At 42.8% G+C, this 17,753-nt stretch carries 14 protein-coding genes; 6 read left to right on the top strand and 8 right to left on the bottom strand.

Annotated features, from left to right (window positions below):
- Nucleotides 1-1,220 precede the first annotated feature (1,220 nt).
- Complete coding sequence (locus ACZ5A8_RS07160; protein ID WP_229387132.1) at nucleotides 1,221-1,430, top strand: zinc ribbon domain-containing protein; 210 nt, start codon at nucleotides 1,221-1,223, stop codon at nucleotides 1,428-1,430.
- A 207-nt stretch (nucleotides 1,431-1,637) separates the two neighbouring features.
- Here the strand turns inward: ACZ5A8_RS07160 and ACZ5A8_RS07165 are convergent, their stop codons facing one another.
- A complete protein-coding gene (locus ACZ5A8_RS07165) occupies nucleotides 1,638-2,408 on the bottom strand; it encodes a tetratricopeptide repeat protein (protein ID WP_464533042.1) in 771 nt (256 codons plus the stop codon).
- A 209-nt stretch (nucleotides 2,409-2,617) separates the two neighbouring features.
- Here ACZ5A8_RS07165 and ACZ5A8_RS07170 point away from each other — a divergent pair, with 209 nt between their 5' ends.
- Nucleotides 2,618-3,112, top strand: a complete 495-nt coding sequence (locus ACZ5A8_RS07170) for a hypothetical protein (RefSeq protein WP_464533043.1) — start codon at nucleotides 2,618-2,620, stop codon at nucleotides 3,110-3,112.
- Nucleotides 3,113-3,155: 43 nt separating this feature from the next.
- Here ACZ5A8_RS07170 and ACZ5A8_RS07175 read toward each other — a convergent pair whose 3' ends face one another.
- The gene (locus tag ACZ5A8_RS07175; protein WP_464533045.1) at nucleotides 3,156-3,920 is read right to left on the bottom strand and encodes a tetratricopeptide repeat protein; all 765 of its coding nucleotides are present in this window, start codon (nucleotides 3,918-3,920) and stop codon (nucleotides 3,156-3,158) included.
- 456 nt (nucleotides 3,921-4,376) lie between these two features.
- Here ACZ5A8_RS07175 and lonB point away from each other — a divergent pair, with 456 nt between their 5' ends.
- From lonB to ACZ5A8_RS07190, 3 genes are read left to right on the top strand one after another with little or no spacing between them, the layout of a single operon-like run.
- The gene (gene lonB, locus ACZ5A8_RS07180; protein ID WP_464533046.1) at nucleotides 4,377-6,467 is read left to right on the top strand and encodes an ATP-dependent protease LonB; all 2,091 of its coding nucleotides are present in this window, start codon (nucleotides 4,377-4,379) and stop codon (nucleotides 6,465-6,467) included.
- A 2-nt stretch (nucleotides 6,468-6,469) separates the two neighbouring features.
- A complete protein-coding gene (locus ACZ5A8_RS07185; protein WP_322225102.1) occupies nucleotides 6,470-7,810 on the top strand; it encodes a TldD/PmbA family protein in 1,341 nt (446 codons plus the stop codon).
- A gap of 2 nt (nucleotides 7,811-7,812) precedes the next feature.
- Nucleotides 7,813-9,123 (top strand): TldD/PmbA family protein, encoded by a 1,311-nt coding sequence (locus ACZ5A8_RS07190; RefSeq protein ID WP_464533047.1) that lies wholly within the window; start codon nucleotides 7,813-7,815, stop codon nucleotides 9,121-9,123.
- A 3-nt stretch (nucleotides 9,124-9,126) separates the two neighbouring features.
- On the opposite strand, the gene ACZ5A8_RS07195 is transcribed toward ACZ5A8_RS07190, so the two are convergent.
- Entirely contained in the window at nucleotides 9,127-9,321 is a 195-nt protein-coding gene (locus ACZ5A8_RS07195; RefSeq protein ID WP_464533049.1) for a hypothetical protein, read from the bottom strand.
- Nucleotides 9,322-9,478: 157 nt separating this feature from the next.
- On the opposite strand from ACZ5A8_RS07195, the gene ACZ5A8_RS07200 reads away from it, so the two are divergent.
- The gene (locus tag ACZ5A8_RS07200; protein ID WP_464530109.1) at nucleotides 9,479-10,765 is read left to right on the top strand and encodes a transposase; all 1,287 of its coding nucleotides are present in this window, start codon (nucleotides 9,479-9,481) and stop codon (nucleotides 10,763-10,765) included.
- A 627-nt stretch (nucleotides 10,766-11,392) separates the two neighbouring features.
- Here ACZ5A8_RS07200 and ACZ5A8_RS07205 read toward each other — a convergent pair.
- The 5 genes from ACZ5A8_RS07205 to cooS form a co-directional block, all read right to left on the bottom strand.
- Nucleotides 11,393-11,842, bottom strand: coding sequence for a universal stress protein (locus ACZ5A8_RS07205; protein WP_464533050.1), 450 nt, complete (start codon nucleotides 11,840-11,842; stop codon nucleotides 11,393-11,395).
- A gap of 901 nt (nucleotides 11,843-12,743) precedes the next feature.
- Entirely contained in the window at nucleotides 12,744-13,682 is a 939-nt protein-coding gene (locus ACZ5A8_RS07210; RefSeq protein ID WP_464533051.1) for a nucleoside recognition domain-containing protein, read from the bottom strand.
- Nucleotides 13,683-13,902: 220 nt separating this feature from the next.
- On the bottom strand, nucleotides 13,903-14,361 hold the full coding sequence (locus ACZ5A8_RS07215; RefSeq protein WP_464533053.1) for a universal stress protein: 459 nt from the start codon (nucleotides 14,359-14,361) through the stop codon (nucleotides 13,903-13,905).
- Nucleotides 14,362-15,101: 740 nt separating this feature from the next.
- Nucleotides 15,102-15,617: a 4Fe-4S dicluster domain-containing protein gene (locus ACZ5A8_RS07220; RefSeq protein WP_464533055.1), complete on the bottom strand. Its 516-nt coding sequence runs from the start codon at nucleotides 15,615-15,617 to the stop codon at nucleotides 15,102-15,104.
- A gap of 13 nt (nucleotides 15,618-15,630) precedes the next feature.
- On the bottom strand, nucleotides 15,631-17,505 hold the full coding sequence (gene cooS, locus ACZ5A8_RS07225) for an anaerobic carbon-monoxide dehydrogenase catalytic subunit (RefSeq protein WP_464533057.1): 1,875 nt from the start codon (nucleotides 17,503-17,505) through the stop codon (nucleotides 15,631-15,633).
- Nucleotides 17,506-17,753 lie beyond the last annotated feature (248 nt).

Genomic DNA, 17,753 nt, shown 5'->3' on the forward strand with positions numbered 1-17,753 from the left:
TAATCTATGATTTCTTCTGATCCATATGTTTGGGAAAAATATCATCATAATATTCTTAATTTTATAGAATATATTCACATAAAGTAACTCTATTCTGTTTTTAAAAACTAATAATTTTAATATTTATATTTATGCAAATAATAAATAATAAGATTATTTTGATGATCATGATTAATTATTTATACTATAATTTTCTAACTTTTTTGGTGATACTATGAAAATATGGAAGTTGTTTGTATTATGCATCGTTGTTAGCATGATGGCTGTTTCTGTAGTTTCAGCCAAAGAGGAAACAACAAGCCCCGCCGAACAGAATCATTGTTAAGCCTGTTAATTTTAATTACATCGAGGATATCGGTTCTATGTTGACTTTAAGTCGTGGTGACTTTTATGTATCCCAGGGGGAAACAGATACCACAACCCTATGTATAGGCGAGTCAACTAATTCACTGACAGTGCACTGTACTTGGAATAACCCCGATAATTCCCTATTACTTACCATTATTTCACCATCCGGAACAAGCCATGGACCTTTCTCTGATACTTATAATGGAGCAAAAGATGATGATATTGGCGTCACAATATCAAAAAGCAGTGGGACATGGCCAGCAGACGGAGTATGGACATTTAATGTATATGGTCAGTCTGTAAGTGGTACTCAGCGTTACTATATATCTGGAACGTGGGCTTAAAGCCATCTGCATCGCTGATCATCGAATTACATTATCTATTACAATGGGAGCGCGGAGGTTCACAAATACCCGTTCTTCAGGTAGGGATGATGTGAACCCTCGCCTCTTTTTGTTTTCAATTTAAATATCTAAATAGTGGTTCTTTGAGAAATGATCAGAAACCGGACAGGGGTTCGATAGCAAGTTTCAATCACTTAAGTCAACGGAACCTTGTTAAAAGACACTTTGAATCATTTCCGAGTAACTGGGTGGGTGGCCCGAAGCATATTCTGTCCTTTTTAGGCTGTCCGACAATTACTTTTAGTAATGAAATAAAATAGTCTCTGGTAGATTGGAATTTTTTATGAGATTTGTTTTCTGTTCCTTATTACTCAAACCTTAAAGTGAAAATGTCTATTTATTTCCATTTCTCTTTCTAATGATCTCATTTTTAGTTTTTTACCCAATTTCTGCAATAATATTAAATAGCGTAAAAGTAAAGCTATTCCATCCTTCAGACTACCTGAAAAACCAGAGTGAGGTTAAAAAATGAGCAAAAATATCAATTTTGTCTGCCCCAAATGCGGGAATAACTCCTTCGAAACCGGCGAAATCCGCACAACCGGCGGTTTCATCAGCAAAGTCCTCGACGTCCAGAACAAAAAGTTCACCCATGTCACCTGCAAGCGCTGCAAATACACCGAATTCTACCAGGCTGACAGCAGCATGCTCGGGAGCATTTTCGATCTGTTCACGTAAATAAGAGAACAGGGGAGTTTTCAATGGAAACTTTTCTGCTACTTTTTTAATTTGTTTGGTGGTTTATTGGCCGGTGTGAGGGATTAGCTGTCTTTAACGGAGCTTTTTACGCTCGACGAAGGAGAGCGGCCCGTACAAGGCAAGCGAAAAGGCCTGAAAATGTAGTTTCTTTTTTGGGGCGCTTAATTCGGTTGCAGAAACTAAATTTTAATTCACTTCAAGCTTTTCCCGCCTAAGGTTAATTTTCTCCTTGAGATCTTTATTGTTAGGGTCTTTTTTGCTCAGGACTTCCAGAATGTCTAGAGCTTCTTTGAAATTCTGTTTTGCTTCTTCCTTTTGACCTTTTTCAGAAAACAGGATTCCGAGATTATTGTAAGTCATTTCTTTATCTGATAGGTATTCCATGTCTTTAGGGCAATTTTTAATGAGTTTTTCATATATTTTCAGGGCTTTTTCATATTTTTCTTTTGCTTCTTCTACGCGCCCCATTTTGAAAAGAAGTTCTCCCAGGTTGTTGAAGGTGTTTCCGGCATACATCTGGTAGAATTCGTTTTCTGGCCGGGACTCAAGCCGTCTCTGGCATATTTCGAGGCCAATTTCATAGCACTGCTTTGACGAAGTAAAGTTGCCCACTCTCTGGAAAATGTTTCCAAGGTTTCCGATATTGTTGAGATTCAGACGGACGGTATCGAGATAGAGTTTGTTTTCAGGGTCTTCTGAGATGAGTTTTTCGCTGGTTCTTAAGGAAAAGGCATAGGTTTCAAGTGCTTCTTCGAGCCTGCCCACGGACTGCAAGATTTGACCCCTTACTTTTAAAGTGTGGAAAAGAATGGCTCCATCTTTTGCTTCCTGTGCGGCTTTTTCAGCTAGCTGGAGAGATTCAAGGGACTCTTCAGGCTTCCCTTTTTGTATCAGGTCCACGGTCTCATTAAAGTATTTTACTGCTTCCTCTCTCAGTTTCTCTGGCTTCTCAGGCATATTAAAAAAAGGGTTTTTATTGTTTTATAGGTTATGTTATAGCTCGTGTTTTTTCCCGCTGTTTCTCCCTTTTTTCCAACTCCTTTATATGTTACTAAAAGCTTAATTATAGATGCCCGAAGTTCTATACCTTTCTTTAACACACGTTTTCTGGAAATATTGCTGCTTATCGACATTAAAATGGGTTATAGGCATGTAGGGAGGTCAGCATGGCCGGGGAAGCAGAGAAACAAAAAAGGGATAAAAATGCAGACAGGGGTAGAAGCAAAGCTGCCGGAAATAGCAAATATGCTGGAAAAAGCAAATATGCTGGAAAAAGCAAATATGCTGAAAAAAGCAAATATGAAAGACTCTATATGATACTTGTTGGTATCTTCCTTACCGCTGTCTTTTTCTACACCCTTTACATAGGTCAGCTTTTCTGGGGCATATTTATTGATATTCTTATCCTGAGGCTTTACTTCCTCATGCAACAGGAGCGGCGTTACTTCAGGGAATGCAACTTGAATGAGGACGAAGCCGGAACTGCGCATGACCCTGGGGTGAAGCGGAGGATCAGGCTGGCAAATTTCCTGATTACTTTATTCGTGCTCGGGATTGTTGTCTACTCATATTTTACTTTGCAGTTTATCTGGGGGATTGTGGTCGGACTGATGATCCTGCTCTATGTTCATATGCTGTTGTTTTCGGAGAAAAACCTCTAAGGGAAGCCGGTGAGAAAAACCGATTACAGAATTAACCGAATTATTAAAGTCCTTCCAGCCTCTCTTTTGTCAGGGTGATGGCTTCTTTGATTTTTTCGTTTTCAGGCTGCTGGGCTAGCAGATTTTCCTGCATTTTGAGGGCTCTTTCAAGGTTCTTTTTTGCAATCTCAGCTTTTTCAGGCTCCTGCTGTTTGAGGCAACTTCCTAACTGGCTGAGAGCAACTGAGAGTTCTGCCTGGTACCCGGGATTGTCAGGCTTATCTTTCAACAATTTTTCATAGTTTTCAACTGCTTCTTTAAGGATTTCACAGGCTGTTTCCTGGGAGCCGGACTCTATGAGGAGAGCACCGTAGTTATTCAGGTTTTCTCCGGCATAAGAGTGGAAAACTACGTTTTCAGGGTTCTTTGCGATGAGGTCCGAATAGATTTCACGGGCACGGGAATAGGATCCGGCAGCTCTGTCCATTTCTCCTTTCTTTTTAAGGAGATTTCCCGTATTGCTCAGGGTTGTGCCCATGTAATGCTGGTAATCGTCATTCTCCGGATCGGTTTTCAGGAGGTCGGAACCTACTTCGAGGGCCCTCTCATAGGTTTCAAGGGCCTGGTCATACTCTTTTGCCGAATAGAGGATACCTCCGCGAGTAAAGAGAATATAGTAGAGAGCATCTGTGGATTTCGCCTGTCTTGCAGATTTCTCGGCTTTATCAAGGGTATCGAGGGCTTTATCCAGCTTTCCTTTCTTGATCTGGGTTACAGCACTGTGAATCTGCTTCAGAAGGAGAAGATTTTTTACCTTGCTTCTGGACATAAGAGAAAAGTCCTCTTTGTTTTTTAAATAGCTGTCGATGTCGTTTTACAGATACTGGATGGGCCCTTCAATGAAAAGTCCTGGGTAAGGGCGATGTTTAACTATATATAGGGGATATAGCATAAGTATGTAAAAAATATTTTCAAATCCTCCTGGGATTAATTTAGTAATTAATTTTCTGATCAAGTTTTCGACTCAAATATCCAGCCAGCAAATAGTATAATAATGAAAGGTTTCTATATACTGTATATATAGTGGTAGGTTAATTTTATATACAACAAGTTTATATAATTAACCGAAGTATGGATGGGGTTACAGTAACTTAGGAGTCTGTTATTGTAGCAGCCGTTTTTGCCCATTATTCTACCTTAAGTTCGTTATTTTTTCAAAAGCGTCAAGTATATAATCTCGATCAGATAACGTCTATCTAATAACGTTCGAATATGTGAGCTAACCATGGAGTATAATAATAATCAGAACATAGACGGGTCTTCGAAGAATATGGACAGGCAAGCCCATGAAGTTGAGGAGGCTGTTCCAAAAGTAGACACGTCTGCGGCCGACCAGATGAAGGATGAGCCTACTCAGGTGCCTACTCAGGTGCCTACTCAGGTCGTGGCCGAATCTGAGTTAAGTGAAGACATAGATGAAGATGATATTGGCTTCCGTTTTGAAGACACTTCTAACATAGAGGTCCCAAAACTCCTTATTGACCAGGTACTGGGACAGGAACATGCAGTAGAAGTCGTAAGGAAGGCAGCAAGCCAGAGACGGCACATAATGATGATAGGGACGCCAGGAACAGGAAAGTCCCTGCTTGCAAAGGCAATGGCAGAACTTCTTCCTAAAGAAGAGCTCAAGGATATCCTGGTATATCCTAACCTGGAGGACCTTAACAATCCCAAGATAAGAGAGGTTCCGGCCGGGAAGGGCAGAGAAATTGTCATGGCTCACAAGATGGAAGCAAGAAAGAAAGCCCAGGCCCGGAACATGCTCATGATGCTCTTTGTTGTGGGTATTATCATCTATTCTTACTTCGTCGGCCAGTTGCTCTGGGGTATCATTGCAGGCATTATGATTCTCATGTTAACCCGCCAGTTCCTTCCTAAAGAGGAAATGATGATCCCGAAAATGGCGGTTTCAAATTATGACAAGGAACACGCACCCTATATCGACGCAACCGGAGCTCACGCAGGAGCCCTCCTTGGCGATGTCAGGCACGACCCCTTCCAGTCCGGAGGGCTTGAAACCCCCGCACACGACAGGGTAGAAGCCGGAGATATCCACAAAGCCCACAAAGGGGTGCTTTTCATTGATGAAATCAATACTCTCAGGCTTGAGTCCCAGCAGAGTCTTCTGACCGCGCTTCAGGAAAAGGAATACGCGATTACCGGACAGTCCGAAAGGAGTTCGGGAGCTCTTGTTAAGACCGAGCCTGTGCCCTGTGACTTCATTATGGTCTCTGCAGGGAACCTGGATGCAGTACAGAAAATGCACCCTGCGCTCAGGTCAAGGATAAAAGGTTACGGATACGAAGTCTACATGCGAGATTCCATGGAAGACACTCCCGAGAACAGGAAGAAACTGGTACGTTTCGTTGCCCAGGAAGTTGTCAGGGACGGGCATATCCCTCACTTTGACGAAGGTGCAGTAGAAGAAATAATCAGGGAAGCCAGAAGGCGTGCAGGCAGGAAAGGCCACCTTACCCTGAAGCTCCGTGACCTTGGCGGGCTTGTGCGTGTGGCAGGAGATATTGCCCACTCCGAAGGGGCTCCGGTCACAACTCCTGATCACGTGCTTGCGGCAAAGAGGATTGCAAGGTCCATCGAACAGCAGCTTGCAGACAGTTACCTCGAACACCGTAAGGAGTACGAGTCCTTCATGAAGAATGGTTCTGCTGTGGGCAGAGTCAACGGGCTTGCGGTTATGGGCGGAGATTCAGGAATCGTGCTTCCTATCGTATCCGAAGTCACCCCTGCTCTTTCCGGGGCAGAAGGGCGAATTATTGCAACCGGTAAACTCAAGACCATCGCAAAGGAAGCAGTGCAGAACGTATCCGCAGTCATCAAGAACATGACAGGCACTGATATCTCCCGCCATGATATCCATATCCAGTTTGTCGGGACATATGAAGGTGTGGAAGGAGACAGTGCATCGGTTTCCATTGCTACGGCCGTTATTTCGGCAATCGAGAGGATCCCTGTGGACCAGACTGTCGCAATGACGGGTTCTCTTTCTGTCAGGGGAGATGTCCTGCCTGTTGGCGGGGTCACCTACAAGATCGAGGCTGCAGCCCAGGCCGGTATGAAGAAAGTCATTATTCCCAAAGCTAACGAAGCAGATGTTCTTGTCGAAAAGGCATACAGGGAAAAGATTCAGATTGTTCCGGTTTCCTCTATTGCGGAAGTGTTGGAACACAGCCTTGTGGGTCCAAGAAAGAACACAATTATCGAAAAACTCAAAAATATTACAAAACTAAGTTTTGATATTCCGGAAGTATCACCCGCTTCCGTACAGGCTATTAACCTCTTCGGGTGCAGGAACTAATCATGACAGGCATTATGCAGGACATAAAGTTTTATGACTGCAGGGTGATAGAAGGCAGTTCCACTTCTATCGTCCTGGATAACGGAAAGATCGAAGAAATATCCAGAAACTTCACAAGGGGGGCCGGAGTAAGGGCCCTCTGCGGAGGTTCATGGGGCTATACGGCTGTTGAAGGGGATATCGACCTTAAACGCGGGGTCGAAGCTGCCTCAAAACTTGCTTTTTCTATGAATTCGAGCACCCCTAAAGAAGGAGTAGAACTCGCAGCCGTAACTTCTCCTGATGTAAAGGATCTTCCTGAAGTCAGGATCGATCCGAGAGACATTGCAATTGAAGAAAAAGTAGACCTTTTGAAGAGTATTGAAGAGCACGCAAAGATTGCAGGTGTTCACAGTACAAAGGTAATGTATCTCGAATCCGAATTCAAAGTCCAGTACAGAAGTTCCGAAGGTCTGGAACGTGAATATGAACTTTTGAATGTCGGTTTTGCAGTCTCTGCTGTTGCTTCGGAAAATGGCGTATACCAGGCAGGTAGGGAAAGCCGTTTCGGATATGGCTACGAGCTTTTCGAGAAAGAAAATGCCCTCGAACTTGCCGGAAAAGCAGGAAAAACTGCAATTGAGCTCTTGAAGGCTAAAACCCCTAAAGGAGGGGAAATGCCTGTAGTACTCGACCAGGAGCTGGCAGGAGTATTTGCCCATGAAGCCGTAGGGCATGCTTCGGAAGGTGATCTTGTTCTTGAAGGGGATTCCATTCTTGAAAACAGAATAGGAGAACAGATTGCATCCCCGCTTGTTACTATCATCGATGACCCGACTCTGCACGAATTCGGGTATTATCCCTTTGATGCCGAAGGTTCCGAATCAAGAAGGACCGAGATAATCAGGGATGGAGTTTTTAACTCTTATCTCCACTCCAGAGAAACCGCAGCCAAACTCGGGGGAACTCCCGGAAACTGCAGGGCTCAGGGTTATTCCATGCCTGTCGTCAGGATGAGCAATACCTTCATTGACAATGGGGATTCCAGGTTTGAAGAGATGCTGGAGGAAGTAAGGAATGGCATGTACCTTGTAGGGTCAAGAGGCGGGCAGGTAAATACCGGAGAAGGCATATTCCAGTTCAATGCCGAAAAAGGGTACCTTATAAAGAACGGAGAACTTACCGGGCTCGTAAGGGATGTCTCCCTCTCAGGAAAGACTCTTGAGATCCTGAACCATGTAACCCATGTGGGCAATGACCTGAAAATGACTGCCGGAAGGTGCGGAAAAGCCGGGCAGCTTGTACCTGTATCTGACGGTTCTCCACATATCGCCATCTCAAAGGCCCTCGTAGGAGGTGCCTGAAAGTGTACGATCTTGCAAGAAAAGCCCTGAAACTGGCAGAACAGGCAGGGGCTGAAGAAGCTGAAATTTATTACGCCGCAAACCACTCAACAGGCGTCAATTTCAAAAAAGACGCACTTGAGAACGCTAAAGACCGTTTCTCGGAAGGTCTGGGAATTCGCGCCATTGTAAACGGTGCAGTGGGCTTTGCCAGCACCAACTCCGCGGAAGAACTTGAGAACGCCGTAAAGATTGCGGTCGCAGAAGCCCGCGTCCGGGAAAGTGACCCTGACTGGGTATCTCTTCCTTCCAACGGAAAATATCCTCAGGTCTCAGGCATCTTCGATAAAAAAATCGAAGCCCTTGAGCTCGAAGAATGCATTGTCTATGCCGTGGAACTTGTAAAAGGTACAAAAGAGGTTCCAGACACGCTTCCCACCTCAGGGGGCTTTACCCGTTCAAAGAGCAAACGGCTTATCCTTAACACAAACGGGATAGAAATCGAAGAAGAGTCCACCGCTGTATCCGGCTTTGTTGATGTGATAACCGTGAACGGAGATACCTCAACAGCCTATGACTTTGCTATCTCCCGTTCCCTTGACATTGACTTTTTTGCCCTCGGAAAAAATGCTTCCGACCTTGCCCTTAAATCCAGGGGAGGAATAAAAATCGAGCCGCAGAAAACCGATGTTATCTTTCATCCATTTGCCTTTTCGGATATCCTCGAAGAAGCACTTGCTCCTTCGCTTGATGCGGACAACGTGCAGAAAGGAAGGTCAGGCCTGATAGATAAGCTCGGAGAAGAATTGGCTGTCCCTGAACTATGCATTTATGATGACGGGCTGGTTGAAGCAGGCATAGAGACCTCGGCTTCGGATGATGAAGGGGTTCCTTCACAGCATACCACAGTTATTGAAAACGGTGTGCTTGAAACCTATCTCTATGACAGCTATACCGCAGGAAAAGCCGGTGTGAAAAGCACAGGAAACGGCTCAAGATCCTCCTATACAAGCCCTCCCTCGGTAGGGCTCAGGAACTTCGTTATCGATTACCCGCAGGAAGATATTATTGCAAATACTACCTCAGGGATTTTCGTAAACACAATTATCGGCGCCCATACTGCAAATTCAATTTCCGGAGACTTTTCCGTAGAAGCCAGAAATGCCTTCACAATCAAAGACGGAGCCCTGGACAAGCCTGTAAAATCCCTCATGATTTCGGGCAATGCCTTCGAACTCCTGAAGAATATCACAGGCGCAGGCTTTGACGTCAGAAAAGTCGGAGGCATAATCACGCCTTCAATCCGGGTTTCCGGCATGAGTGTAATAGGATAAAAGTTAACACCTGAAGCCAGCAACTAAGTTTTTTGACCTCAAGGTTCTGCCGTTAAGAACTTTTTCCTGGAGTAAGCTCCTGAGGTCAACTCCTTTTTCCGTGAAATTCGATCCTGTTTCTATATTCGATCCTGTTTCTATGCTCCTTGTCAGCTTCTGGCCAATTTCTGGCCAATTTCTGATCAACTTTTTTTCCATCTCTTTTGAGCGATTTTGTCCGATGGGGATATTTTGGAAAACGCCTTCAAATGACCCTGAATTATGAGACTTTTTATTATTTTCTGGTCTTCATATTTTCTCCATAAATCATGCAAAACAATAAAATTTTAATTATATTGAGATAAATTTTCTATTTATGGGAAAAGGAAATGTCTCAATAGATAAGTCAATGATAAAAACGGTAGTTGACGGTAAAATAATGATTCCTTTGCCAAAAGTTTTGGTTGGAAATCGATACTATCCTATGTTTTCCGTATTATCTCCTACTCATTGTGCTGATTGTGGCAATAAGTTACATGTGAACTCTCACTACACTCGTTTTATTTTATCAAGTCACGGCACTATAGCTCTCAATGTTACATACTGGTTTTGTCCTGTTTGTAAGAAACCTTTTCATGATCAGATTATTGGTGTTCCTGGTTCTGCAAATTACAGTTCTGAATATTATGATAAACAAATGAATGTTAGATATGATGGACGATGCAGTCTACACAATTCTCGGCAAATTGGAGAAACATATACAGAAGGCTTGACAGCCTTCTGTGGTAGAGCTCCTTGTGCAACTTCATTATGGTTATATGAACAGAAACATGCAGAACTTTCAAAGCAAGAACTTTTAGATCAAAAGATTGGCTTTGATGAAACATTGTATGTTGATGGGGATTGGATCAAAAAAGGCTGGAAAAAGAGACTTGAAGAGTTGATTGGAAGAAAGCTTACAGAAAAAGAATGGAAAAAAATGCGATATCAATCTGTTTACGTTATTGCTACTAAAGAAAAGGTAGTTTTGGATTTTGAGGTAACTGACAGATTACCAACGATTGAAGCTCTGATTCCTCTTTTCAGACGAATAAAAAACCGATTTCCTGAAGGCAAAATACAAAAAATTGTTTCTGATGAAGATAAAGCAATCATTGGAGCTGTAAAGAGTGTCTTCCCTGAAGTAGCTCACTCCTTTTGTGTGTTTCATCAATTAAAAAACGTTAGCAAGAGATACTATGAAGAATTCAACTCTGTTGAAGATATTCCAGATAATGATAAGGTTGTGTCCAATGAAATATATCAGTTGATACGTTCTGATACGGTCATCAGTGCTGTTGTATGTATTCAAAAGATACGAGAATTCTACTCTAATCTGGAACTTTCAAAAGCGTCTCAGAAAGCGATTTCTTATGCAGAAGAGATTTTCAAGAAAAATGTAAGCTTCTTGAAAAAAGGGTTTACACCTGAGACAGATAATACAATGGAACAGATATTTTCTTTGATAGGTGATATCGTAGACAAAGCAAGATCATTTAAAACCGATAGTGGCCTAACTAATTTTTGTTACAATTTATTTACTTATTTCAACAAACGGTGTTTCAGTACTGGTAAATGGAAAGGATTCTCACCCTTAATGAGGGCAAGATTCCAGTATGGATAAAAGTAAAGAGTAAATGGAAACTTTCAGTTTTAATCTGCAGCTTTACAGCGGTAGCTATCGAATAATTATGGCAAAAATAAGAAATTGATGTACAAAATCTAGATATTAGTGGAGCGACTTTTCCAAAATGAGGAAAAATGTTAAGGGATTTGGGTGAAATTCAATTGTTTTTTTAAAATTGGAGAAGAACCATAAAAAATTAAAAAGACTCTGAATTATTTATTTGGTCTTCATAGCCGTTTTTGAATCCAAAATATATACAGTGCCTCCGCCAGCCTATCTGGTGGCCCTTTCCGAAAAAAAGAAGTCGAAGTAAAAAGTAGAAGGAAAGGAGAGAGACTGATGAAATAATCGGCTTGAAAGCTATTTAAAAAAAACAATAAAAAAATGCATGGAAAAAAGTATTTTTGGTAGGATTTATTTCTGTTTTTGATGCCTTTTGGACTTTTAACGTCACTTTTACTTTCCGACTATTTTTTTTGCTTCTATTTTCTCTTCTTTTTTATCTTTTTGGGAAAGACCGCTTTCCTGCGTTAAGCGTGGCAAGCACGACAAGATATAGTGAATAATGTTGTATGGGTTCTGATTTTCTGCTCTTCCGTTATCCTATTCTAGCTTTTTTTATTTTTATTCCTGAACTTCCCCTCTGACCACGAGTACAGGTATCTTTGAGTGTCTCACCACGTTTTCAGCTACGCTCCCAAGCAGGAACCTGTCGAGTCCGGTTTTCCCGAGTGTTCCCATCACAATCATCTCAATGCCATTCTGTTCCGCAAATTCCATGATTTTATCTGCAGGATGTCCTTCCAGCATTACAGGTTCCACTTCTACTCCGGCAACCTCAGCAGCCTCCTTCACAAAAAGAGTAGCTCTTTCCCCTTCATTCCGGAAGTGCTCCGTGGCAGCTTTTTCCCAACCGAAGTCCCTGGCGGAATGGGTCGCCGGGAGTATCACATATACAGCGTAAAGTTTAGCTCCGCTGAGTCTGGAAATCTCAATCGCCATATTAACCGCTTTTTTGACGAGTTGAGAACCATCGGTCGCAACCATTATTTTTTTATAAGTTCTCTTTACCATACCATATCCCTCTATTTTTTCTATTTTATTCTTCTACAGTCTCTATTTTTTCCTTCAGCTTTCTGAAGAATTATCCGGTGAAGTTTCTCCTTTTCAGCGCATTTATGCGTGTAAGTGCATATCTGCTCCATATTCTATATGCTCTTTTGTATATAAATGGCTTTTTCACTAAATATTAAGTGATTAAAGCTGCCTTCTGGTGGTATGACCGCAAAAAGAAAACGGTATATCTCTGGCAGATATCTATACTCTTTTTATTTCTATTTTAGACTCTTTTATTTTTAGCTACATAGCAGACTCTTTCGATTATGTGCTAATTCACTGTTAACTTGCCATTTCAGGAAAAAAAATCTTAAAACTTTGAGTTTTTTCTTTTATTCCGGCACAAAAAGGTATGATACTTTTTACATGCCAAAATGTTTATATATTGGTTAATCCTCTGATGTGCTTGGTGAACGGGTAAAGCTCAAAATCAAATATTATTGCTCATAATCAAATCCAACATATTTTAACCTCCTCCAAAAACCCCCGTTCACTGATTTGTTTTTTATATCTTTACTATGTGAATACAAGTATACTTTAGTTCCGACTTGTCTATTTTCCTTTCCTTTAAAAACTTCTTCAGGTATTTTTTAAACACTATTCTATGAAAAAGTTTTTTTAGGAATTAATTTTCTGCAATTGGTACCCCCACTGTCTTGAAAAATTCTTTTTTCTGGATAATCCCTATTCTTTTACCCCGGACATCATTCCGGTCTGCAGAGTAAAAAGAAAGGCAAAATAATTAAAAGCAAAAGAAAAAAACCAAAATTAAAAAACTAAAAAACCTGCTGTTTGCAAATAAACCAGAAATAACTATGATTGAAAATGCCCTTTTTTTCCTGGGAACTGTACCGACTTCTCAAGAAGCCATATTGAGCAGTAATAACAAAATTACAAGCCTTACAAATATGCTCATTGCAGTAGAATAAGCAACGATCTGGACTCCAAGGCGTGTTCCGAAAATAGCTACTTTTCTTGGAAGCTGGCTACGAATGGCAAAAATCGGGAGCATAAACATACTGCCCAGCATGAGCACGATCATTGCCTGTACATTTGTTATCTCTCCTGAATGGATCATGGGACCGAGAAGTGAAATTCCGAGTATAGGGCTTGCAACGTAACTTGTCAGGGGGATAACCGTTTCAGGGGGTATTTTAAAAAGCTCGGCAAGTGGCAGCACACTGAATACCTCGAAAGCTCCCTGATCCTGAAGGATGAAAATTATGGTGGTTGCTATAAGGTAAACTCCTGCAATCTTCAGAAAAACCCTTGACTCTTTTTTGAATGCGCGCTTAAATGCGGTCTTCAGAGATGCTTTCTCCTTACTGCTGGTCTCAGGAGCTCTGCAGGAATCGCCTTTAAGAAAAAGCTTGCTTGCAATTGCAATTACCAGGATCTTAAATACTGCAGTAACTATGAACACAAGAGTGTAAAATCCCCCTACTACGAGACCAAGTGCAGGCAACACGATAGGAATTTGGTAGGTGAAGAGTTCACGGAAATAGGCAGGGGTTGCGTTCATCATTGAACAGAGCAGGACTTCCCTATCATTAAGGCAATTTTCATTTTTTGCCTGAGAAAGCATACTGTTTGCAGCAACAGTAGAGCCTATTGCCACAACGAAAGCTGAAGCACAGGTTTCTGGCAGGTTCGTATATGCAAAAATAGGGCTTACAAGTTTTGAAAATTTCTGCATCAGGCCAAGTTCCACGAGTATACTGGTGCCCACAAGTCCAACAAAAATCATTACAAGTATCGGAAGCGCAAAATCCAGTACGTCGAGGAAAAGCCCTATCATCAAAAGTTATTTGGGTTGGGCAGGTAAATCAACCTATCCCGAAAAAGTCCGGGACTCCTGCCCTGAAAAGTCTCAGTTTTTGATTTAATATTTTAACATTTGGCGTTTTATATTAATATTTTACACTTTAGTAACTTACACTTAGCATTTTACAATTATTATTTTTACACTTCATATTTTTACTAATTCTCAACTTTTGTTTGGTACTTTATATCCCCTATTACTTTGCTTCCATCCCTTTTACAACCAGTACCGCTTTTCTGGAATGCCTGACCACGTTCTGAGCCACGCTACCCAGTAAAATCTTCTGGAGTCCCGTCCTTCCCAGTGTTCCCATTACGATAAGGTCAATATCGTTTTTTTCTGCAAAATCAACAATCTCATTTGCAGGGCTTCCTTCAAGGAAAATGGATTCTACCTCGACAGCCGCAGCGTTTCCGACGTTTTCGACGTAAGCTGTTGCTTCTTTTCCTTCTGCACTGAGATGCTCTTTCATCGCTCTTTCCCATCCTATATCTCTGGGATGGCCAACCGTATACCCTCCCGAAGCGACAACATATACAGCATAGAGCTTTGCCCCGCTCAGTTTTGCGATTTCAACAGCAGTATCAACCGCTTTTTTGACGGGTTCCGAGCCATCGGTAGCAACCATTATCTTTCTGTAAATATTACTGTTCATATCTGACTCCCCTTTTTTCTTTTTCAGTTCTTCATGTTAATAGGGTAATAATCCTTTATATAGTATCATCCTGGGAGATTAATGCTCTAAAGGCGGGCAGCTCTCTGTTAGATATCTTCCCAGAAAAGAAAAGAAGCGGAAATTAAGAGCGACGGGTAAAAGAATAAACAAAAAATAACAAAAAAAACTATAAGAGTGCAAAATCAAAGTTACGGGGGCGCATCCCTCTACAAGCAACGGGGTATGTTTACGCCCCCGCCCCAAATTCCATTAAAGTAGACGATAGCCCCAAAAAACTTCGTTTGAGCAGAAGTTAACAACCAAAAAATGGAATTGATAAATCGTACTATCATTGACGGTTGCCGGGGAGGTTTTTCATCCTGCAGCAAGCCAGCGGGGTATTCGACTGAAATAAAGAAGGATGTAAACTAAACAGAATTGAGAAAGTAAGAAAAATAAACAAACGTGAAAAACTCCCGTTTTCGTGATCTTTCTATTTCTTTCAAAGGTATTCTCTATTAAGTCTCTTTTTCTTTCTCTCTTCTATTTCTTCCTTATTCTGTGAGGCGCCGTCAGAAAGGCTGGCGATGGTATCCTATAAACAAACTATAGAGCAGGTCGACTGCAGCCCTGTGGTTCAGGGAGATAAAGCCGGAATAAGCCGTTCCGTCTGCCCCTGAATAGTATCAAATCAAGCCGGACGAAACGCCCCACCTATTTAACCTCGTTATTATTGTTCCTTAACGCCTTCCCGCCTCCGAAAAAACGAGGGCATGTGTGGGACAGGCCTCCACACAGGCAGGCAACTCTCTTCCTTCACATAAATCACATTTTATTACGGTCCCCTCTTCGGTCCGCCTGCCGATTACTCCGTAATTGCAGGCCATGGAAGCGGTCCAGCACCCTACGGCAAGAATTAACTGGTACAGAGAAGAAAAACGAGTGCAAACCGTAGAACATGTCCAGCAGTCCACGCAGCGTTCCGGGTTGTGGCTTACAGTACCGGTAGCTGTGTCCTTAGAAAGAGCTTTTGTAGGGCAAACCGAAACACAGGGTGCATCCTCGCAGTGGCGACAGGTGATAGGCATGGAAGCTTCAAGGGCAGGAATATGCTCAACAGAGATGCGTTTTTTTGGGACTGGTACTTCTCCCGGAGCCAAAAAGAGGTTTTTGTTCTTTGAATGTGCAACAGCACAGGCAACTTCGCAGGAGTGGCAGCCCATGCATCGTTCAGGCCGGATTATCACGTCTTTCATGTGAATTTCTCCCTTATTTCAGGCCCAGTGCCCTTCTTTTTCCTTCGATGTGCTCAAGCATCAGGCCTGCAGCTTTAAAGGGGTCAGGCTCAACTGCAAAGCTTGCTCCAACAACACTGTCCAGGCCTTTTGTCAGAAGAGATGTGACTTCCTGGCTGCCAAGAACAGGTGGAATCGTGCCGAGTACAGTAAACACTCCGGAGGAAACAACATAAGCCCCTATACTCACTGCTTTTTCACTCATCCATTCCGGAGCTGCACCGGCAGCAGGGAGGTCGCTTATGTCCACGCTCAGGCGGTTTGCAATTGCCGAGGCAAGGACCAGGATGCGGCTAATATCTACACAGGAACCCATGTGCAGGACGGGAGGAATGCCGAGGGCTTCACAGATGCCTTTTAGTCCATCTCCTGCAAAAGCAGCAGCTTCCGGTACAAGCAGCCCGGCTTCTGCACAGGCAATCGCATTGCATCCGGTGGTCACTACAAGGACATTATTTTTGATCAGCTCTTTTACAAGGTTCACGTGCCCGTAATTGTGCTGGATTTTTACGTTATTGCATCCAACAACTGCTCCGATTCCTTTTACTGTACCTCCGGCAATTGCCTCAATGAGGGGATCAGGGCTCCCGCCAAGGGCATTGAGGATTGCTTCGACACTGAAACCGACCATACATTCCTGCTTTTCTTCCGGGATACTCACCTTTTCGCGGATCCGGTTCGGGAAATTTTCTACGGCTGTCCTTATAATCCCTTTTGCAGTCTCATAAGCCTCTTCTTCATGGAACTCCATTCTCACAGTTCCCGGGAAATCTGCTTTCGGAGACGTGGATATAAATTTCGTGTGATAACAGCCAGTAAGACTCCCAAGGGATGGCATAATGCACTGGACATCCACAACCATAGCTTCCACAGCTCCTGTAATCACTGCGAGTTCCTGCTGGAGGAAAGTGCCTGCTATGGGTGTCCCGTGACGCATTAGAGTTTCGTTTCCGGTACAGCAAATTCCGGCAACGTTGATGCCTTCTGCTCCTTTCTCCTTTGCAAGTTCCAGAAGCCCGGGGTCTTCCGCAGCTTCCACAATCATTTCCGAGAGGATTGGTTCATGCCCGTGGACAATTACGTTTACCTTATCAAGGGCGAGCACTCCAAGGTTTACAGTACTCTTCTTAGGTTCCGGGGTTCCAAAGAGTATGTCCTGGACATCTGTTGCAATCATGGAGCCTCCCCACCCGTCCGAAAGCCCTGTACGCAGTCCCTGCAGCAGAATATGAGTTGCGTTATTGTCAACACCTATATGGGTTCTGTGCATACATTCAACAATTTCCCGATCAATTCCTCTAGGTTCTATTCCAAGTTCCGACCAGAGCCTGAGCCTTGATACGGGCGCTCTCCTTGTGCATAAAAGAGGTCCATTCTGTTTTCCAAACTCCAGAAGCAGCGCATTTGCAAGTTCGGCTGCCACTTCTTCACGATTCTTTCCCTCTGCGGGAATCCCGTATTCAGAGGCAAGGGAGAACAGCTTTGCTTCATCTTTTATCCTGTAACTTCCAGTCTCTCCTTCGCTCATTTTCTTAAAGGTCAATACTGCATCTCTGGCATGGTCGGAATGTGCGGCTGCCCCTGCTGCAATCATCCTTAAGAGATTTCGCGCAACTATAATGTCTGCTGTAGCGCCGCATATTCCTTTCTCAGCCCTTTCCCCGAAAGGATCTATCCTGCAGGGACCCATGTTGCAATTCCTGCAGCAGATTCCGAGCTGTCCGAAACTGCACTGAGGCAGTTGCTGCTCGTACCTATCCCAGGCAGTTTCGATGCCTTCGTTTTCTGCTTTCTGGAGCATGGTCTGGCTTGCAGAGTCAATACTTTTCTCAAATACTGTCTGTTTCATATTTTATCCCACATCTCTATTGTATCTTTTATAAATTACCCGGAATTCCAGCTCTAGTTTCCAAGTTTTCCAGCTCTCGCTTCCGGTTTTAAGAAGGATTAGTGAAGCCGTTATAATCCAAACCTGTTATAATCAAACCTGTTATAATCGAACCTTTCATCCTTAATTGAATTTAGTCGAAGTAATTTTGTTCAAGAAGTCTAATCTATCCAGCTGGTAAAAAGTATTTAGGGTTATCAAATGTTATT

The organism is Methanosarcina subterranea (assembly GCF_055385895.1).